Origin of the sequence: Streptomyces sp. NRRL F-2664 (genome assembly GCF_000719345.1) — a bacterium.
Lineage (GTDB): Bacteria > Actinomycetota > Actinomycetes > Streptomycetales > Streptomycetaceae > Streptomyces.
Map to the genome: position 1 here is coordinate 34,941 of NZ_JOFX01000034.1, position 14,705 is coordinate 49,645.

15 protein-coding genes are annotated in these 14,705 nt (G+C 72.6%); 8 read left to right on the plus strand and 7 right to left on the minus strand.

Annotation, left to right across the window (positions count from 1 at the left end):
- Positions 1 to 59: 59 nt before the first annotated feature.
- A complete protein-coding gene (locus tag IF89_RS0125900) occupies positions 60 to 818 on the minus strand; it encodes a ferritin-like fold-containing protein (protein WP_030772795.1) in 759 nt (252 codons plus the stop codon).
- 469 nt (positions 819 to 1,287) lie between these two features.
- Here IF89_RS0125900 and IF89_RS0125905 point away from each other — a divergent pair, with 469 nt between their 5' ends.
- The 3 genes from IF89_RS0125905 (at position 1,288) to IF89_RS47105 (ending at position 4,495) form a co-directional block, all read left to right on the plus strand.
- Positions 1,288 to 3,294: a DEAD/DEAH box helicase gene (locus IF89_RS0125905; RefSeq protein ID WP_234327871.1), complete on the plus strand. Its 2,007-nt coding sequence runs from the start codon at positions 1,288 to 1,290 to the stop codon at positions 3,292 to 3,294.
- A gap of 94 nt (positions 3,295 to 3,388) precedes the next feature.
- The gene (locus IF89_RS0125910) at positions 3,389 to 4,246 is read left to right on the plus strand and encodes an alpha/beta fold hydrolase (RefSeq protein ID WP_030772800.1); all 858 of its coding nucleotides are present in this window, start codon (positions 3,389 to 3,391) and stop codon (positions 4,244 to 4,246) included.
- Positions 4,247 to 4,342: 96 nt separating this feature from the next.
- Positions 4,343 to 4,495 carry a hypothetical protein gene (locus IF89_RS47105; RefSeq protein WP_199820563.1) on the plus strand — a complete coding sequence of 51 codons (153 nt, stop codon included), beginning with the start codon at positions 4,343 to 4,345 and terminating at the stop codon, positions 4,493 to 4,495.
- An 81-nt stretch (positions 4,496 to 4,576) separates the two neighbouring features.
- Here the strand turns inward: IF89_RS47105 and IF89_RS0125920 are convergent, their stop codons facing one another.
- The 4 genes from IF89_RS0125920 to IF89_RS0125935 all read right to left on the minus strand — a co-directional run bounded on the left by IF89_RS0125920 (position 4,577) and on the right by IF89_RS0125935 (position 7,580).
- The gene (locus tag IF89_RS0125920; RefSeq protein ID WP_030772802.1) at positions 4,577 to 5,182 is read right to left on the minus strand and encodes a MarC family protein; all 606 of its coding nucleotides are present in this window, start codon (positions 5,180 to 5,182) and stop codon (positions 4,577 to 4,579) included.
- A 76-nt stretch (positions 5,183 to 5,258) separates the two neighbouring features.
- Positions 5,259 to 6,122 (minus strand): PHP domain-containing protein, encoded by an 864-nt coding sequence (locus IF89_RS0125925; protein WP_030772804.1) that lies wholly within the window; start codon positions 6,120 to 6,122, stop codon positions 5,259 to 5,261.
- Between the two features lie 168 nt (positions 6,123 to 6,290).
- Positions 6,291 to 6,935: a DUF6758 family protein gene (locus tag IF89_RS0125930; RefSeq protein ID WP_030772807.1), complete on the minus strand. Its 645-nt coding sequence runs from the start codon at positions 6,933 to 6,935 to the stop codon at positions 6,291 to 6,293.
- 60 nt (positions 6,936 to 6,995) lie between these two features.
- Complete coding sequence (locus IF89_RS0125935) at positions 6,996 to 7,580, minus strand: suppressor of fused domain protein (RefSeq protein WP_030772811.1); 585 nt, start codon at positions 7,578 to 7,580, stop codon at positions 6,996 to 6,998.
- Between the two features lie 376 nt (positions 7,581 to 7,956).
- On the opposite strand from IF89_RS0125935, the gene IF89_RS0125940 reads away from it, so the two are divergent.
- Entirely contained in the window at positions 7,957 to 9,072 is a 1,116-nt protein-coding gene (locus IF89_RS0125940; RefSeq protein WP_030772814.1) for a magnesium and cobalt transport protein CorA, read from the plus strand.
- 31 nt (positions 9,073 to 9,103) lie between these two features.
- A complete protein-coding gene (locus tag IF89_RS0125945) occupies positions 9,104 to 9,619 on the plus strand; it encodes a hypothetical protein (RefSeq protein WP_030772817.1) in 516 nt (171 codons plus the stop codon).
- A gap of 37 nt (positions 9,620 to 9,656) precedes the next feature.
- Here the strand turns inward: IF89_RS0125945 and IF89_RS0125950 are convergent, their stop codons facing one another.
- The gene (locus IF89_RS0125950) at positions 9,657 to 10,448 is read right to left on the minus strand and encodes a hypothetical protein (protein ID WP_234327872.1); all 792 of its coding nucleotides are present in this window, start codon (positions 10,446 to 10,448) and stop codon (positions 9,657 to 9,659) included.
- A gap of 187 nt (positions 10,449 to 10,635) precedes the next feature.
- Between IF89_RS0125950 and IF89_RS0125955 the strand changes: the two genes are divergently transcribed.
- The 3 genes from IF89_RS0125955 to IF89_RS0125965 all read left to right on the plus strand — a co-directional run bounded on the left by IF89_RS0125955 (position 10,636) and on the right by IF89_RS0125965 (position 13,780).
- On the plus strand, positions 10,636 to 11,907 hold the full coding sequence (locus IF89_RS0125955; protein WP_030772823.1) for a magnesium transporter MgtE N-terminal domain-containing protein: 1,272 nt from the start codon (positions 10,636 to 10,638) through the stop codon (positions 11,905 to 11,907).
- 163 nt (positions 11,908 to 12,070) lie between these two features.
- Positions 12,071 to 12,577, plus strand: a complete 507-nt coding sequence (locus IF89_RS0125960) for a DUF1003 domain-containing protein (protein ID WP_051807644.1) — start codon at positions 12,071 to 12,073, stop codon at positions 12,575 to 12,577.
- A gap of 42 nt (positions 12,578 to 12,619) precedes the next feature.
- Positions 12,620 to 13,780, plus strand: coding sequence for an Mrp/NBP35 family ATP-binding protein (locus IF89_RS0125965; RefSeq protein WP_051807632.1), 1,161 nt, complete (start codon positions 12,620 to 12,622; stop codon positions 13,778 to 13,780).
- A gap of 71 nt (positions 13,781 to 13,851) precedes the next feature.
- On the opposite strand, the gene IF89_RS0125970 is transcribed toward IF89_RS0125965, so the two are convergent.
- On the minus strand, positions 13,852 to 14,604 hold the full coding sequence (locus tag IF89_RS0125970; protein ID WP_030772832.1) for a hypothetical protein: 753 nt from the start codon (positions 14,602 to 14,604) through the stop codon (positions 13,852 to 13,854).
- Between the last annotated feature and the right edge of the window lie 101 nt (positions 14,605 to 14,705).

The window sequence follows — 14,705 nt, forward strand, 5'->3', positions numbered from 1 at the left end:
GGGCCGACGGCGTTCGGGGACCCTCCGGTCGGGCGGCGGGGCCGCCGGACCGTCTCCGGTCAGGCGGCGAGGCCGAGAGCGGCCATCCGCTTGGTGTGGGCCTTGGTGATACGGGTGAACATCTCGCCGACGGCCGCGAGGTCGAAGCCCGCCGCCATCCCGTCGACTCCGCCGACCAGCATGGTCGACAGGGCGTCGCGCTCGGCGACGACGCGCTGGGCCTGCGAGAGGGCCTCGCCCATCAGCCGGCGGGCCCACAGGGCGAGGCGGCCGCCGCAGCGGGGGTCGGCCTCGATGGCGGCGCGCACCTTCTCGACGGCGAAGTTGCCGTGGCCGGTGTCGTCGAGCACGCCGAGCACCAGGGCGCGGGTGTCGGTGTCCAGGTGCGAGGCGACCTCACGGTAGAAGTCACTGGCGATGGAGTCGCCGACGTACGCCTTGACCAGGCCCTCCAGCCAGTCCGACGGGGCGGTCTGGCGGTGGAAGTCGTCGACGCCCTGGGCGAAGGGCTGCATGGCGGCGGTGGGCTCGGCCTCGATCGTCGCGAGGCGGTCGCGGAGCCGCTCGAAGTGGTGGAATTCGGCGGAGGCCATCGCGGCGAGCTCGGCCTTGTCCTCCAGGGTGGGAGCGAGCTTCGCGTCCTCGGCGAGGCGCTCGAAGGCGGCGAGTTCCCCGTACGCGAGCGCGCCCAGCAGGTCCACGACGGCGGCCCGGTACTGCGGCGAGGCAGATGCGGTCGCCCAGTCCTGCGAGGCGATCCCCGTCGCTTCGGCGGGGGTGCTGTCGTCGGCGGGCGAGGCGTTTTCAACGGTCGGCATGCTCCGCACAATAGCCCGCCGAATGGCGCCTCAAGGCACCACGTCTACTCATAGCCTGTCCACCTAAACCCACCGGCCCGGTGAATTCACCCGACACACCTGCGCGATTCCGGGGTACAGTGGTAATGCGCCTGCCGAATACTCGGCGGGCCGTCCCAATGAGGATGCCCGGTCGGTGGCCCGATCGGCTCCAACCGACCGCCCTCGGTGTGGTGCGTACGTCCATGCGTACCGCCTCCCACGAGGGGCCCCCTCAGCGGCAGAGCGCTTGAGCGAAGGCCAGTGGTCCCGCGCAGCTTCGTACGTGGCAGTACTGCAAGCCAGCACGGTAGGACCCCCCTCGCCGCCTCGCGCCGCGTCTCACAGAAGAGGCAGCACCCTGACTACGTTCCGAGACCTCGGGATCTTTCCCGAGACCGCCGAAGCCCTTGAAGCCGTCGGCATTGTGTCCCCCTTCCCGATCCAGGAGATGACCCTCCCCGTCGCCCTTTCCGGCACGGACGTCATCGGCCAGGCCAAGACCGGAACCGGCAAGACGCTCGGTTTCGGCCTTCCGCTGCTGGAGCGGGTCGTCGTCCCCGCGGACGTCGAGGCAGGCCGGGCCACGCCCGACCGGCTGACCGACTCCCCCCAGGCCCTCGTGGTGGTTCCGACCCGCGAGCTGTGCACCCAGGTCACCAACGACCTGCTCACCGCCGGCAAGGTCCGCAACGTCCGCGTCCTGGCCATATACGGCGGCCGTGCGTACGAGCCGCAGGTCGAGGCCCTCAACAAGGGCGTCGACGTGATCGTGGGCACCCCGGGCCGCCTGCTCGACCTGGCCGGCCAGCGCAAGCTCGACCTCTCGCACGTCCGGGCGCTCGTCCTGGACGAGGCCGACGAGATGCTCGACCTGGGCTTCCTGCCCGACGTCGAGAAGATCATGGCCTACCTGCCCGCCAAGCGTCAGACGATGCTGTTCTCGGCGACCATGCCGGGCGCGGTCATCGGGCTGGCCCGCCGGTACATGACCCAGCCGACGCACATCCGCGCCGTCTCCGAGGACGGCGAGGGCGCGACCGTCGCCAACATCACGCAGCACGTCTTCCGTGCGCACAACATGGACAAGCCGGAGCTGGTCTCCCGCATCCTGCAGGCCGAGGGCCGGGGCCTGGCCATGATCTTCTGCCGCACCAAGCGCACCGCGGCCGACATCGCCGAGCAGCTGGAGCGCCGCGGCTTCGCGTCGGGCGCGGTCCACGGCGACCTGGGCCAGGGCGCGCGCGAGCAGGCGCTGCGCGCGTTCCGCAACGGCAAGGTCGACGTGCTGGTGTGCACCGACGTCGCCGCGCGCGGCATCGACGTCGAGGGTGTGACCCACGTCATCAACTACCAGACGCCGGAGGACGAGAAGACCTTCCTGCACCGGGTGGGCCGTACCGGCCGCGCGGGCAACAAGGGCATCGCCGTCACCCTGGTGGACTGGGACGACATCCCGCGCTGGCAGCTGATCAACAAGGCGCTGGGCCTGGACTTCCACGACCCGGTCGAGACCTACTCGACGTCGCCGCACCTGTTCGAGCAGCTCGACATCCCGGCCGGCACGAAGGGCGTCCTGCCGCGCGCCGAGCGCACGCGGGCCGGCCTGAAGGCCGAGGAGCTGGAGGACCTGGGCGAGACCGGCGGCCGTGGCGGCCGCGGCGGTCGGGGCGCACAGGCCGCTCCGGCGGTCGAGGAGCGTCCGGCCCGTACCCGCACGCCGCGCCAGCGCCGCCGCACGCGCGGCGGGTCCGAGGTCGGCGCCGACCAGCCGGCGGCGTCCCCCGTGGTTGAGGCTCCGGAGGCGCCCGCCGCAGGTGACGAGCCTCGTCGGCCGCGACGCCGCCGGACCCGTGTGGGTGCGGTGCCGGTGCAGTCCGCGCCGGCGGCGGTGGCCGAGGCACCCGTGGCCGAGGCTCCTGTCGTTGCGGCTCCCGTGGTTGCGGCCCCCGTGGCCGCCGCGCCGGTGGCCGAGGAGGCCGCGGCTCCGCGGCGCGCCCGCGTCCGCAAGGCCGTGCAGAGCAGCCCGCAGCCGGACTTCCAGATGGTCCCGCCGGTCGAGCCGGCGCCCGTCCGGGCGCGCCGCCCGCGCCGGGTCGTGGAGACGGCCCCGGAGCCGGACTTCCAGATGGCTCCGCCCGTCGAGCCCGTCCGGGCGCGGCGGACCCGCAAGACCGCTGCCGCACCGGTGACCCCGGTCGCCGAGAGCGCCGTGGCGGAGGAGGCTCCGGCGAAGCCGAAGCGCACCCGCACCCGCAAGGCCGCCGAGGCCGCTCCGGTGGCCGCAGAGGCCGTCGCCGCGGCGGAGGAGGCTCCGGCGAAGCCGAAGCGCACCCGCACCCGCAAGGCCGCCGAGGCCGCTCCGGTGGCCGCAGAGGCCGTCGCCGTGGCGGAGGAGGCTCCGGCGAAGCCGAAGCGCACCCGCACCCGCAAGGCCGCGGCCGCCCCGGAGGCGTAGCACCCCGTGCACACGGCCCCGGCCCCCTTCCGAGGGGGTCGGGGCCGCGGCGTACCCGGGTGTGCCGGGAGCTACGGGCCGGTAACCTCGGGCCATGAGCAAGCCGCCCCGCCTCACGCTGCCGTCCGTCGCCCGTGCGTACCACCTCTCCACCGATCGCGGCCCCTTCGCCGTGCACGAGGCAGGTGAGCCGGTGCGCGGCAGCGCCCTGCTGGTCCCCGGTTTCACGGGCAGCAAGGAGGACTTCATCGCCCTGCTGGAGCCGCTCGCCGCCGCGGGCTACCGGGTGGTCGCCGTCGACGGGCGCGGCCAGTACGAGACACCGGGCCCGCGCGAGGAGTCGGCGTACGGGCTGGAGGAACTGGCGCGCGACGTACTGGCGCAGGTCAGGGCCCTGGACGCGGGCCGCGTGCACCTGGTCGGCCACTCGCTCGGCGGGCTGGTCTCGCGGGCCGCCGTGCTGCGGGACGCCTCCTCCTTCGCCTCGCTGACCCTGCTGAGCAGCGGGCCGGCGGCGATCGCCGAGGAGCAGCAGGCGCGTACGAAGCTGCTGGTCGCGGCTCTGGAGGCGATGGGTGACGACATGCCGGGGATCTGGGCGGCGATGCGGGCGGCCGACCCGCAGGACGGGGCCCAGGACTCCCGGGAGCTGACGGACTTCCTGCGCCGGCGGTGGCTGGCGACCGTCCCCGAGCAGCTGATCGCCACGGGCCGGGCGCTGATCTGCGAGCCCGACCGGGTGGACGAGCTGGGTCGGGTGGACCTTCCGAAGCTGGTGCTCTCGGGGGCGGTGGACTACGCCTGGCCGGTCCCGCTGATGGACGCGATGGCCGAGCGGCTGGGCGCGCGGCGGGTGGTCGTCCCGGGGACGGAGCACTCCCCCAACGCCGAGGATCCGGCCACCACCGCCTCGGCGTTGGCATCGTTCTGGCACTCCGCCACCCCGATGTAGTTAGCCAGTCAAAAAATTTCCTTAGCGTAGGGAATGATTGCGGCTTACACTTCGTTGACCCAGTGCAAGGAGAAACACTGACGAAGGGAGAAGCCCGTGCGCTTCGAGATTCTGCGCCTGGACGACGTCGACGGGACCGCCGTGGACAGCACCGTCGTGGACGCGGCCTCCGTCAACCGGATCGTGCAGCAGGCCGCGTCGGTCGGCCAGCGCATCCTGATCCGACCGGCCGAGAGTGCGTCCTCCTGACGCTTCCGCGCGAAAACCTCGACGCCCCCGCACCGGGACCGGTGCGGGGGCGTTCGCATACGTACGAGCCCGGGCGGGCGATCAGGCTCCTTGGACCACCTGGAGCACACCGTTGATGATCTGCTGGACGGCGATCGCCGACAGCATCATGCCGGCGAGCCGGGTCACCAGGACGACGCCGCCGTCCTTGATCACCCTGATGATCACCAGCGAGTAGCGCATGGTGACCCACAGCACGACGTGCATGGCGATGATCGCCGCCCAGACGGAGATCTGGCCGGCCGCCCCGCCCGCCTTCTGCACGGCCAGGATGACCGAGACGATCGCGCCGGGCCCGGCCAGCAGCGGCATGCCCAGCGGGACCAGGGCGACGTTCACGTCCTTGGTCTGCTTGGGCTCGTCGGTCTTGCCGGTGAGCAGGTCGAGCGCGATCAGCAGGAGCAGCAGACCGCCGGCGATCATCAGGGCCGGGACGGAGACGTGCAGGTAGTCGAGGATCTGCTGACCGCAGACGCCGAAGACCGCGATGACGCCGAAGGCCACGCAGACAGCCTGCCAGGCCATGCGGCGCTGCACCTTCACGGGACGGCCGGAGGTCAACGCCAGGAAGATCGGCGTGATCCCCGGGGGGTCCATAATCACAAAAAGGGTGAGAAAAAGGGATCCGAAGACGGCGAAGTCGAACACAGTGATGCCTTGCAGGAGAGAGGGGTGTCGCGAAGAAGAAGAGGGGGACGGGTGGAGCGGGCCGACGGGCGGCCGGTCAGCGCTCGCGTCCGCCGGCGCCGGGCACAGGGAAGGCGCCGGTCGCCCGGCGCGTGATCTCGCCGTAGATCTCGGGGTCGGTCGTGTACTCGCCGAGACGGCAGGTCTTGCGGCTGCCGTGGTAGTCGCTGGAGCCGGTGGTGAGCAGCCCGAGGGGGGCCGCCAGAGCGCGCAGGCGCGCCCGGGTGTCGGCGTCGTGGTCCATGTGGTCCACCTCGATGCCGTCCAGGCCCGCGGCCGCCAGCTCGGCTATCGCGGACGCCGGCACGCACCGGCCGCGCTTGACGGCCGCGGGGTGCGCGAGGACGGCGACCCCGCCGGCCGCCTTGATCAGGCGTACGGCGTCGAAGGGGTCGAGCTCGTGCTTCTCGGCGTATGCGCGGCCGCCGTCGGCGAGCCAGTCCGGTGTGAAGGCGTCCGAGACGGTGGGCACGACGCCCAGCTCGACGAGTGCGGTGGCGATGTGCGGCCGGCCGACCGAACCCTCACCGGCGATCCGCGCCACCTGTTCCCAGGTGACGTCCACGCCGAGCTCCTGGAGCTTGCCGACCATGGCCCGCGCCCGCGGGACCCGGTCGTCGCGGACGAGTTCCCGCTCGCGCGCGAAGTCGGGCTCCTGGGGGTCGAAGAGGTAGGCCAGCATGTGCACGCCGGTGCCGTCGAGGCGGCAGGACAGTTCGGCGCCGGTCACCAGCGTCAGTCCGGCCGGAAGGGCGGCAAGGGCCTCGCCGTACCCGCCCACGGTGTCGTGGTCGGTCAGCGCGACCACGTCCAGCCCCGCGGCCGCGGCGTTGCGCACCAGCTCGGCGGGGGTGTCCGTCCCGTCGGACGCCGTGGAGTGCGCGTGCAGGTCGATGCGCACAGCGGCTCCATGGGTCGTACGGCCGGGGGGACACCCCAGGATAACCGGGCGGAAGGTCCGCTTTCGCCGGAAGGATCTCCGTGCGGACTCTCGGGCGGGCCGGGGCAGCCTGGCCGGGCGGGCCGGACCGTGGGCGCCGCCGACCCTGCCTGCTCGGCGGGACCGCTCCTACGCCGGGCCCAGGAGGCGCGGGCTCAGCGCCCCGCACGGGAGGAGTTCCACCTCGGCGCCGCCCTCGCGCAGGTCCGTCAGGACCAGCTCGTCGTAGAGCAGGAGGCCCGACTGCTGCGGCCAGACGATCGCCCACAGCCACAGGCCGCGCGCCTCGCCCGCGAAGACGGCCCGGTCGTCCGGACCGCCCCCCACGTGCCACAGCGGTGTCGGCCGGCCCGCCGCGACCACCTTGGTGTGGGGCGGCCCGGCCATGTCGATGGACGGGCCGGGGTCGGGCCCGTCGATCCCCGCGTAGCGCGCGCCGAGGCCGACGCCCAGCTCCTCCGCGATCAGCAGCAGTTCCCCCATACCGCCCACGGGTCCGGGGCCGGAACAGGCGACCACCGTCGCCCGGCCCCCGCTGCGGTCGTCACCGGCGGACGCCACTCCGGTGAAGAGCCATCCCAGCGGCAGCGGCCACGGCATCCACACCGGCACACGCGCCCGGTGCACGACGACGCCCAGGCCCTCCACGCTCGGCGGGATGACGGGTTGCAGGGGGTGGACAGCACCGTGCACCGCGCACTGCCAGGAGTCGGAGAAGAGACCGGGCGCCCTGACCCGGCCACCGCACTTCGGGCAAGTTGGTTCACCCCTCATAGGTAGCCACGCTCCTCCCCGCCCGGCCGCCAGTCAAGGCACGGTCACCCGTCCGGGCTGTCAGTCCAGTGCGACAGCGCTACGCAGAGGATCCCGCAGGTCCGTTCCGCGCGCGAGCCAGCGCTCCTGGAGGGCGGCCGCGCCGTGCACCCGCTTCCAGGCCGCCTCGTTGGCCGTCATGGGCAACAGCGGCAGGAACCGCACCGGCTCCATGGGCTCGTCGAGTTCCAGGTCCTCGACCAGGCCGCCCGGTTCCGCCACGAGGACGGAACTGAAGGGAGCCCCGTCCCACAGCGGCCCTCCCACGTCGAGCGAGGCGCCCGGCGCCACGACCAGCCCCTCCACCTGCGGGGAGGCGGCCAGCACCGCGAGCGGCCGGAGCACCTTGTCGGTGTCCGCCAGTCCTCCCCGCACGGTCAGCACCAGTTCGGCGCGGGGGCCGCGCACCGGATCGGCGACCACGGCGGTGGGATCGGTCATCGGGTTCGCGGACATTCCGAGGGTCGCGTACCGCACGAGGTCGCCCTCGGCGAAACGCAGGACCTCGATGCGGTCGGTGCCCAGGAAGGTGACGGCGGCGCGGGCGTCGGGTTCACCGAGCGCGGTGCGCAGCCGGGCCTCGACGAGAGCCAGAATTTCTGCCATGGAACGAGCATAGAACTCGTATGAGCCGGGTAAAGGACGCCTCTTGACCATCCGTCGGCTGATAGTGTTGACAGCTGTTCGGGGCCGCACGCAGAAGCGTTGTTTCAAGGCCCCGGAGACAGGACGTCCCCCACGGGGGACCGGCCGGAGGAGGTGGGGCTGCGGTGGACCGAAGTCGATCGTGCAGTACCAATCGCTCTTCCGCTTCTCCGGCGGGCGCTTCCCGCCCTCTGTGATCTTCTGATCAGTAGAAGAGCGACGGCAGAACGTTGTCCTCCCGTCCTGTTCCCTCCCGCCTGCCCGGGCCTGCCCGCCCGCCGCGCCGGGGGGTCTCCCACCCGTACGGTCCTCAGCCGTGCGTGCGAAGGAGCCTGCCATGTCGATGCTGCCCTACCTGCGTGCGGCCGTACGTCCGTCCCTGCGCAAGTCCACCACCGTCCAGCCCGGCTACGACGCCACCCGCGACCCGTCGGCGAGCAGCGCGGTGGTCGACTGCGCCGTGTACCGCGACGGCCGACGGGTGCTGGGACCGGCGTGCCTGACGCCCCGTGAGGCGATCCGCCGGGTCCGCGAGGACGGCGGCTTCGCCTGGATCGGCCTGCACGAGCCGACGGAGGCGGAGTTCGCGGGGATCGCCGCCACCTTCGGCCTGCACCCGCTGGCCGTGGAGGACGCGGTGCACGCGCACCAGCGCCCGAAGCTGGAGCGCTACGACGACACCCTGTTCACGGTCTTCAAGACGATCCACTACGTGGAGCACGCCGAACTGACCGCCACCAGCGAGGTGGTGGAGACCGGCGAGGTGATGTGCTTCACCGGTCCCGACTTCGTCATCACCGTCCGGCACGGCGGCCAGGGCTCCCTCAAGGGCCTGCGCCACCGCCTCCAGGACGACCCCGAGCTGCTGGCGAAGGGGCCCTCCGCCGTCCTGCACTCCATCGCCGACCACGTCGTCGACGGCTACATCGCGGTCGCGGCGGCGATGCAGGACGACATCGACGAGGTGGAGAGCGAGGTCTTCGCCGCGCCGGCCAAGGGCCGTGCGCGCGGCGGCGACGCCGGCCGGATCTACCAGCTCAAGCGCGAGGTGCTGGAGTTCAAGCGGGCGGTTTCGCCGCTGCTGCGGCCGATGGAGCTGCTGAGCGAGCGGCCGATGCGGCTGGTGGACCCGGACATCCAGAAGTACTTCCGGGACGTGGCCGACCACCTCGCGCGGGTGCACGAGCAGGTGGTGGGCTTCGACGAACTGCTGAACTCGATCCTCCAGGCCAACCTCGCGCAGGCGACGGTCGCCCAGAACGAGGACATGCGCAAGATCACCTCGTGGGCGGCCATCATCGCCGTGCCGACGATGATCTGCGGGGTGTACGGAATGAACTTCGACCACATGCCCGAGCTCCGGTGGGAGTACGGCTACCCGATGGTGATGGCGACGATCTTCGGCGCCTGCTTCACCATCCACCGCGCGCTGCGCCGCCACGGCTGGCTCTAGCGTCCGCGCGGCGACCCCCTACGCTGTCCGCATGACTGTGAGCACGCTCGACCTGGCCCTCGTCGAGGAGGCCACCAAGAAGTCCGGCCTGATCTGGGTCCGCGGCGCCGGGGCGGACCGCGCACTGTGGCACGCCTGGGTGGACGGGGCGGCCCACGTGGTCGGCGACGGGCCCGGCGAGCAGCCGTTCCCGGGGCTGGCGGACGGCGCCGCGGCCGAGGTGACCGTGCGGAGCAAGGACAAGGGCGGCCGGCTGGTGGCCTGGACGGCGACCGTACGGGAACTCGCGCCCCGCGGCGAGGAGTGGCAGGCGGCCGTCGCCGAACTCAAGGGCAAGCGGCTGAACGCGCCCGACTCGGAGGCCATGACCGAGCGGTGGGCACGCGAATGCCGGCTGCTCCGGCTGGAGCCGGAGTCGGTCCGCTCCGACCTGCCGGACGGCTCGCTGGCCGCGGCCCCGCTGGGCTCCCCGGCCACCACCCGCAGGGCGGTCCCCGCAGCCCTGCCGAAGCTCCTGCTCAAGCGCAAGAAGGCCGCCCGGGGGTAGGGCGCGCCGGGGCCGACCGCGAGGTGCCGGATGCGACTCAGGGCTTGGTGGGGTTCGCGCCCTGGCCCGAGCCCTTGGAGGGGCCGGGGGCGGGCTCGCCGCCCTCCCCCCTGGTCGTCGGCAGCTGGCTGCCGTAGTCGACCGTCTGGTCCTGCGCGGGCGGATCCAGCTGGAAGGGCTTGCCCCACTCCGCGAGTTCGACCCGGCCGGCGCCGCCGGCGCGCTCCATGAGCAGGGGGTACGGGGTCCCTTCCAACGACACCGAGAGCTTGCCGCCCTTGCCTTCGTCCGCGGTCACCTGCACCGCGCGGGTGTGGCCGACCTTGGTGTAGGAGCCCTTGGCGAGCTTGCCCTCCAGGCCCAGCAGGCCGTCCAGGAGCACGTCCATGTCGGTGAAGCCGCGGAACTGCTTGTAGGAGGGGTCGCCCTCGGGCACCTTCACGTACTTGTCGCCGAGCTTGCCGGCCGAGTCGGACTGCCCCCAGAACGCCGCACTGGCCTTCAGGTAGAGCTGCTCCCCCACCCGCAGCAGCTGGAAGGTGTCCTCCTTGGACTTCACCTCGCCGGAGCCGCCGTCCGCTTTGAGCCGCATGTCGACGGTGAAGGACTTGCCGCCGCTGACCAGCGTGCCGGACAGGTGCACCGAGTCGGCCTCGGTCGCGGCCGCCTTCGCCTTCGCCTCGATCTTGTCGGCGGAGAGCTTTCCGACGCCGTTCGTGCCTTCGTCCGGGTCCTCCCCGCAGCCGGTACCGGTCACGGCGAGGCCCGCGCACAGCACACCGATGAAGGCGGCCCGGCGCAGCCGCGCGGCGGGGAAGTGGGCGGTCACGGGCAGGTGCCTCTCGTCGGTCGTCTGCGGCCAGCAGGCAGCGTACCCGCCCGTGTGCGGCGCCCCGCGCCCCCTCCCCGCGCTCCGCCGGGCCCCGGGCGGACCTCCCCACCAGGACGCCTTCCCACGGCACGGGCTAGCCTGAGGGGCGGCACGACTGTCGGCACAGGCTCTGGGAGGCGCTCGGATGGTTGCAGGCGCCCCGCGGATCTTCGTCTCGCATCTGTCGGGTGTACCCGTCTTCGACCCCAACGGCGACCAGGTGGGCCGCGTGCGCGACCTCGTCGCGATGCTCCGGGTCGGCGGCCGCCCGCCGCGGCTGCTGGGCCTGGTGGTCGAGGTGGTGAGCCGGCGGCGGATCTTCCTGCCGATGACCCGGGTGACCGGGGTCGAGTCCGGGCAGGTCATCACCACGGGCGTCATCAACATGCGGCGCTTCGAGCAGCGCCCCACCGAGCGGCTGGTCCTGGGCGAGCTGCTGGACCGGCGCGTGACCCTGGTCGCCAGCGGCGAGGAGGTCACCGTCCTGGACGTGGCCATCCAGCAGCTTCCGGCCCGCCGGGACTGGGAGATCGACCGGATCTTCGTACGGAAGGGCAAGTCGGGTGCGCTGCGCCGGCGCGGCGAGGCGCTGACGGTGGAGTGGTCGGCCGTGACGGGCTTCTCCCTGGAGGAGCACGGTCAGGGCGCGGAGAACCTCGTCGCCACCTTCGAGCAGATGCGCCCGGCCGATGTGGCGAACGTCCTGCACCACCTGACGCCGAAGCGGCGCGCCGAGGTGGCCAACGCCCTCGATGACGACCGGCTGGCAGACGTCCTGGAGGAGCTGCCCGAGGACGAGCAGGTGGAGATCCTCGGCAAGCTGAAGGAGGAGCGCGCCGCGGACGTCCTGGAGGCGATGGACCCGGACGACGCCGCCGACCTGCTCTCGGAGCTGCCGGAGGACGACAAGGAGCGGCTGCTGACGCTGATGCAGCCGGACGACGCGGCCGACGTGCGCCGCCTGCTGTCCTACGAGGAGAACACCGCCGGCGGCCTGATGACCACCGAGCCGATCGTGCTGCGTCCGGACGCGACGGTCGCGGACGCGCTGGCCCGCGTACGGCAGGCGGACCTGTCGCCGGCGCTGGCGGCGCAGGTGTACGTGTGCCGGCCGCCGGACGAGACGCCGACCGGCAAGTACCTGGGGACGGTGCACTTCCAGCGGCTGCTGCGCGACCCTCCGTTCACGCTGGTCAGCTCCATCGTGGACACGGACCTGCCGCCGCTGCGTCCGGACGCCTCCCTGCCCGCGGTGACCACGCACCTGGCCGCCTACAACATGGTCGCGGTGCCGGTGGTCGACGAGAGCGGTTCGCTGCTGGGCGCGGTGACGGTGGACGACGTACTGGACCACCTGCTGCCGGACGACTGGCGCGAGACGGACTTCCATTCGGAGGAGGCGCTGCGTGGGCACTGAGCGGGGGCGCGGCGAGCAGGGACGCGAGCGGCGCCGGGAGCAGATCCGGGAGCGGCGCGAACAGGCGCGGTCGCACGCGGGACGCGAGCACGGGCAGCCGGCCGACACGGCGGATCGTGCCGCCGAGCGGGCGGGCAAGTCCGGCCCGGCCGGGGCGAGCGCGCTGGCCCGTCCGCGGGTCCGGCTGGACCTGCCGCGGGCGCCGCGCCGCTCGCTGCTGCCCGAGTACGACCCGGAGGCCTTCGGGCGGCTGTCGGAGCGGGTGGCGCGTTTCCTGGGCACGGGCCGGTTCATCGTCTGGATGACGCTGGTCATCATCGTCTGGGTGCTGTGGAACGTCTTCGCGCCGGACGACCTGCGCTTCGACGAGTACCCCTTCATCTTCCTGACGCTGATGCTGTCCCTCCAGGCCTCCTACGCGGCGCCGCTGATCCTGCTCGCGCAGAACCGGCAGGACGACCGCGACCGGGTCACCCACGAGCAGGACCGCAAGCAGAACGAGCGGTCCATCGCCGACACCGAGTACCTGACGCGGGAGATCGCCGCCCTGCGGATGGGCCTGGGCGAGGTCGCCACGCGCGACTGGATCAGGTCGGAGTTCCAGGACCTGATAAAGGAGATGGACGAGCGCCGCCTATTCCCGGCGGAACGTGATGAAGGCGACCGCTGACGGCCTTTCCCGAGCCGTGCTACCGGGCCGTACCATCGGGGCATGGCTACCGACACAAGCTCCGCCGCCGTGCCTGAGCAGGACGCGATCCTGGACGCGCTGGCGACGGTGAACGACCCCGAGATCCACCGGCCGATCACCGAGCTCGGCATGGTCAAATCGGTGGAGATCGGCGACGGCGGCGCGGTCGCCGTCACGGTCTACCTGACGGTGTCGGGCTGCCCCATGCGCGAGACCATCACCCGGAACGTCACCGAGGCCGTCGAGAAGGTCGCCGGCGTCACCTCCGTCGCCGTCTCCCTCGACGTGATGAGCGACGAGCAGCGCAAGGACCTGGCGGCGACGCTGCGCGGCGGCACCGCCGAGCGCGAGGTGCCCTTCGCCAAGCCGGGTTCGCTGACCCGTGTGTACGCGGTCGCCTCGGGCAAGGGCGGCGTCGGCAAGTCCTCCGTCACGGTGAACCTGGCCGCCGCGATGGCGGCGGACGGCCTGAAGGTCGGTGTGGTCGACGCGGACATCTACGGCCACAGCGTGCCGCGCATGCTGGGCGTGGACGGCCGTCCCACCCAGGTCGAGAACATGATCATGCCGCCGTCCGCGAACGGTGTGAAGGTCATCTCCATCGGCATGTTCACCCCGGGCAACGCGCCGGTCGTGTGGCGCGGTCCGATGCTGCACCGGGCCCTCCAGCAGTTCCTGGCCGACGTCTTCTGGGGCGACCTGGACGTGCTGCTGCTCGACCTGCCGCCCGGTACGGGCGACATCGCGATCTCGGTGGCCCAGCTCGTGCCGAACGCCGAGATCCTCGTCGTCACCACCCCGCAGCAGGCCGCGGCGGAGGTGGCCGAGCGGGCCGGCTCGATCGCCGTGCAGACCCATCAGAAGATCGTCGGTGTCGTCGAGAACATGTCGGGCCTGCCGTGCCCGCACTGCGACGAGATGGTGGACGTCTTCGGCTCGGGCGGCGGTCAGAAGGTCGCCGACGGCTTGAGCAGGACGGTCGGCGCGACCGTGCCGGTGCTCGGCCAGATCCCGATCGACGTGCGCCTGCGCGAGGGCGGTGACGAGGGCAAGCCGGTCGTCCTGTCCGACCCGGACTCGCCGGCCGGCGCGGCCCTGCGCGCGATCGCGGGCAAGCTGGGCGGCCGGGCGCGCGGCCTGTCGGGCATGTCGCTGGGCATCACCCCGCGCAACAAGTTCTAGGGGACCTCGTACGAAGGGGGGCACCGCCGGCCGGCGGTGCCCCCCTTCGTCGTACCGTCGGCCGGGGAGGGCTACTCGTACGTGCCGAGGTCGGTGATGGCCGCGAAGCCGAGGCCGTAGGCACTCATCCCGCGGCCGTAGGCGCCCAGGTGGACGCCGCTGCCGGTGGAGCCGGCGAGCACCCAGCCGAACTCGGACTCGCGGTAGTGGAAGGTCGTCGGCTCCCCGTCGACCGGCAGCGACAGGGTGGACCAGTCCTCGCCGTCGAGGTCGTCGGCGAGCTCCCACGCGGCCTCGGTCTGCTGGTCGAGCCAGTCGTCGCGCAGCGAATGGTCCATCTGGCCGGGCCAGCTGTAGGCCAGCAGCCCGGAGCCGGCCAGCCAGGCCGCCGAGGAGACCGAGGTGGCCTCCAGGACTCCGGTGCCGTCACCGCTGCGGCGCAGCGGGTTGCTCGCCACCGTGATGACCACCGCGAAGCGCTCCTTCTCACCGGTGGCGATCTCTCCCCGGGCGGAGGGCTCGTCGCCGTGGCCGGTCGAGCCGTGCTCGACCGTACCGTCGGCGGCGGTGCCGACCTGCATGAGCCAGCGCGGTCCGGTGAAGGCGCTGTCCAGCCCGTACCAGGGGAAATCGGCCGCGAGGAAGCCCTCGGCCGTCCGGCGGGCCGCCGGCACCGGGGCGGCGGCCTCCGGCTGCTGCCCCTCACCCCGGTCGCCGGTATGGGAGCTCGTATGCGGACTGCCGTGCGGTTCCTGAGCGGGGTCCGTGGCGCCGGGTGCCTCGGCGGTCTGTGCCCCTACCAGGCTGCTGCTCGTCGTCTCCATCTGGGCGGCCTCTCGTTCCGTGGGGTCCGGAACGGCCCTCCCCCTCGCTGCGCTGGGGGGACCCCCTCCCTCGGGCGTCCCGCGATCCGGACAGATGGAGG

Bases quoted from the DNA above. Each gene is read 5' to 3' on its own strand.
- IF89_RS0125945 (WP_030772817.1), top strand. From the start codon at position 9,104: ATGACTGTGAGCACGCTCGACCTGGCCCTCGTCGAGGAGGCCACCAAG.
- IF89_RS0125900 (WP_030772795.1), bottom strand. From the start codon at position 818: ATGCCGACCGTTGAAAACGCCTCGCCCGCCGACGACAGCACCCCCGCC.
- IF89_RS0125930 (WP_030772807.1), bottom strand. From the start codon at position 6,935: ATGAGGGGTGAACCAACTTGCCCGAAGTGCGGTGGCCGGGTCAGGGCG.
- IF89_RS0125940 (WP_030772814.1), top strand. From the start codon at position 7,957: ATGTCGATGCTGCCCTACCTGCGTGCGGCCGTACGTCCGTCCCTGCGC.
- IF89_RS0125965 (WP_051807632.1), top strand. From the start codon at position 12,620: ATGGCTACCGACACAAGCTCCGCCGCCGTGCCTGAGCAGGACGCGATC.
- IF89_RS0125905 (WP_234327871.1), top strand. From the start codon at position 1,288: ATGACCCTCCCCGTCGCCCTTTCCGGCACGGACGTCATCGGCCAGGCC.
- IF89_RS0125910 (WP_030772800.1), top strand. From the start codon at position 3,389: ATGAGCAAGCCGCCCCGCCTCACGCTGCCGTCCGTCGCCCGTGCGTAC.
- IF89_RS0125955 (WP_030772823.1), top strand. From the start codon at position 10,636: ATGGTTGCAGGCGCCCCGCGGATCTTCGTCTCGCATCTGTCGGGTGTA.
- IF89_RS0125935 (WP_030772811.1), bottom strand. From the start codon at position 7,580: ATGGCAGAAATTCTGGCTCTCGTCGAGGCCCGGCTGCGCACCGCGCTC.
- IF89_RS0125970 (WP_030772832.1), bottom strand. From the start codon at position 14,604: ATGGAGACGACGAGCAGCAGCCTGGTAGGGGCACAGACCGCCGAGGCA.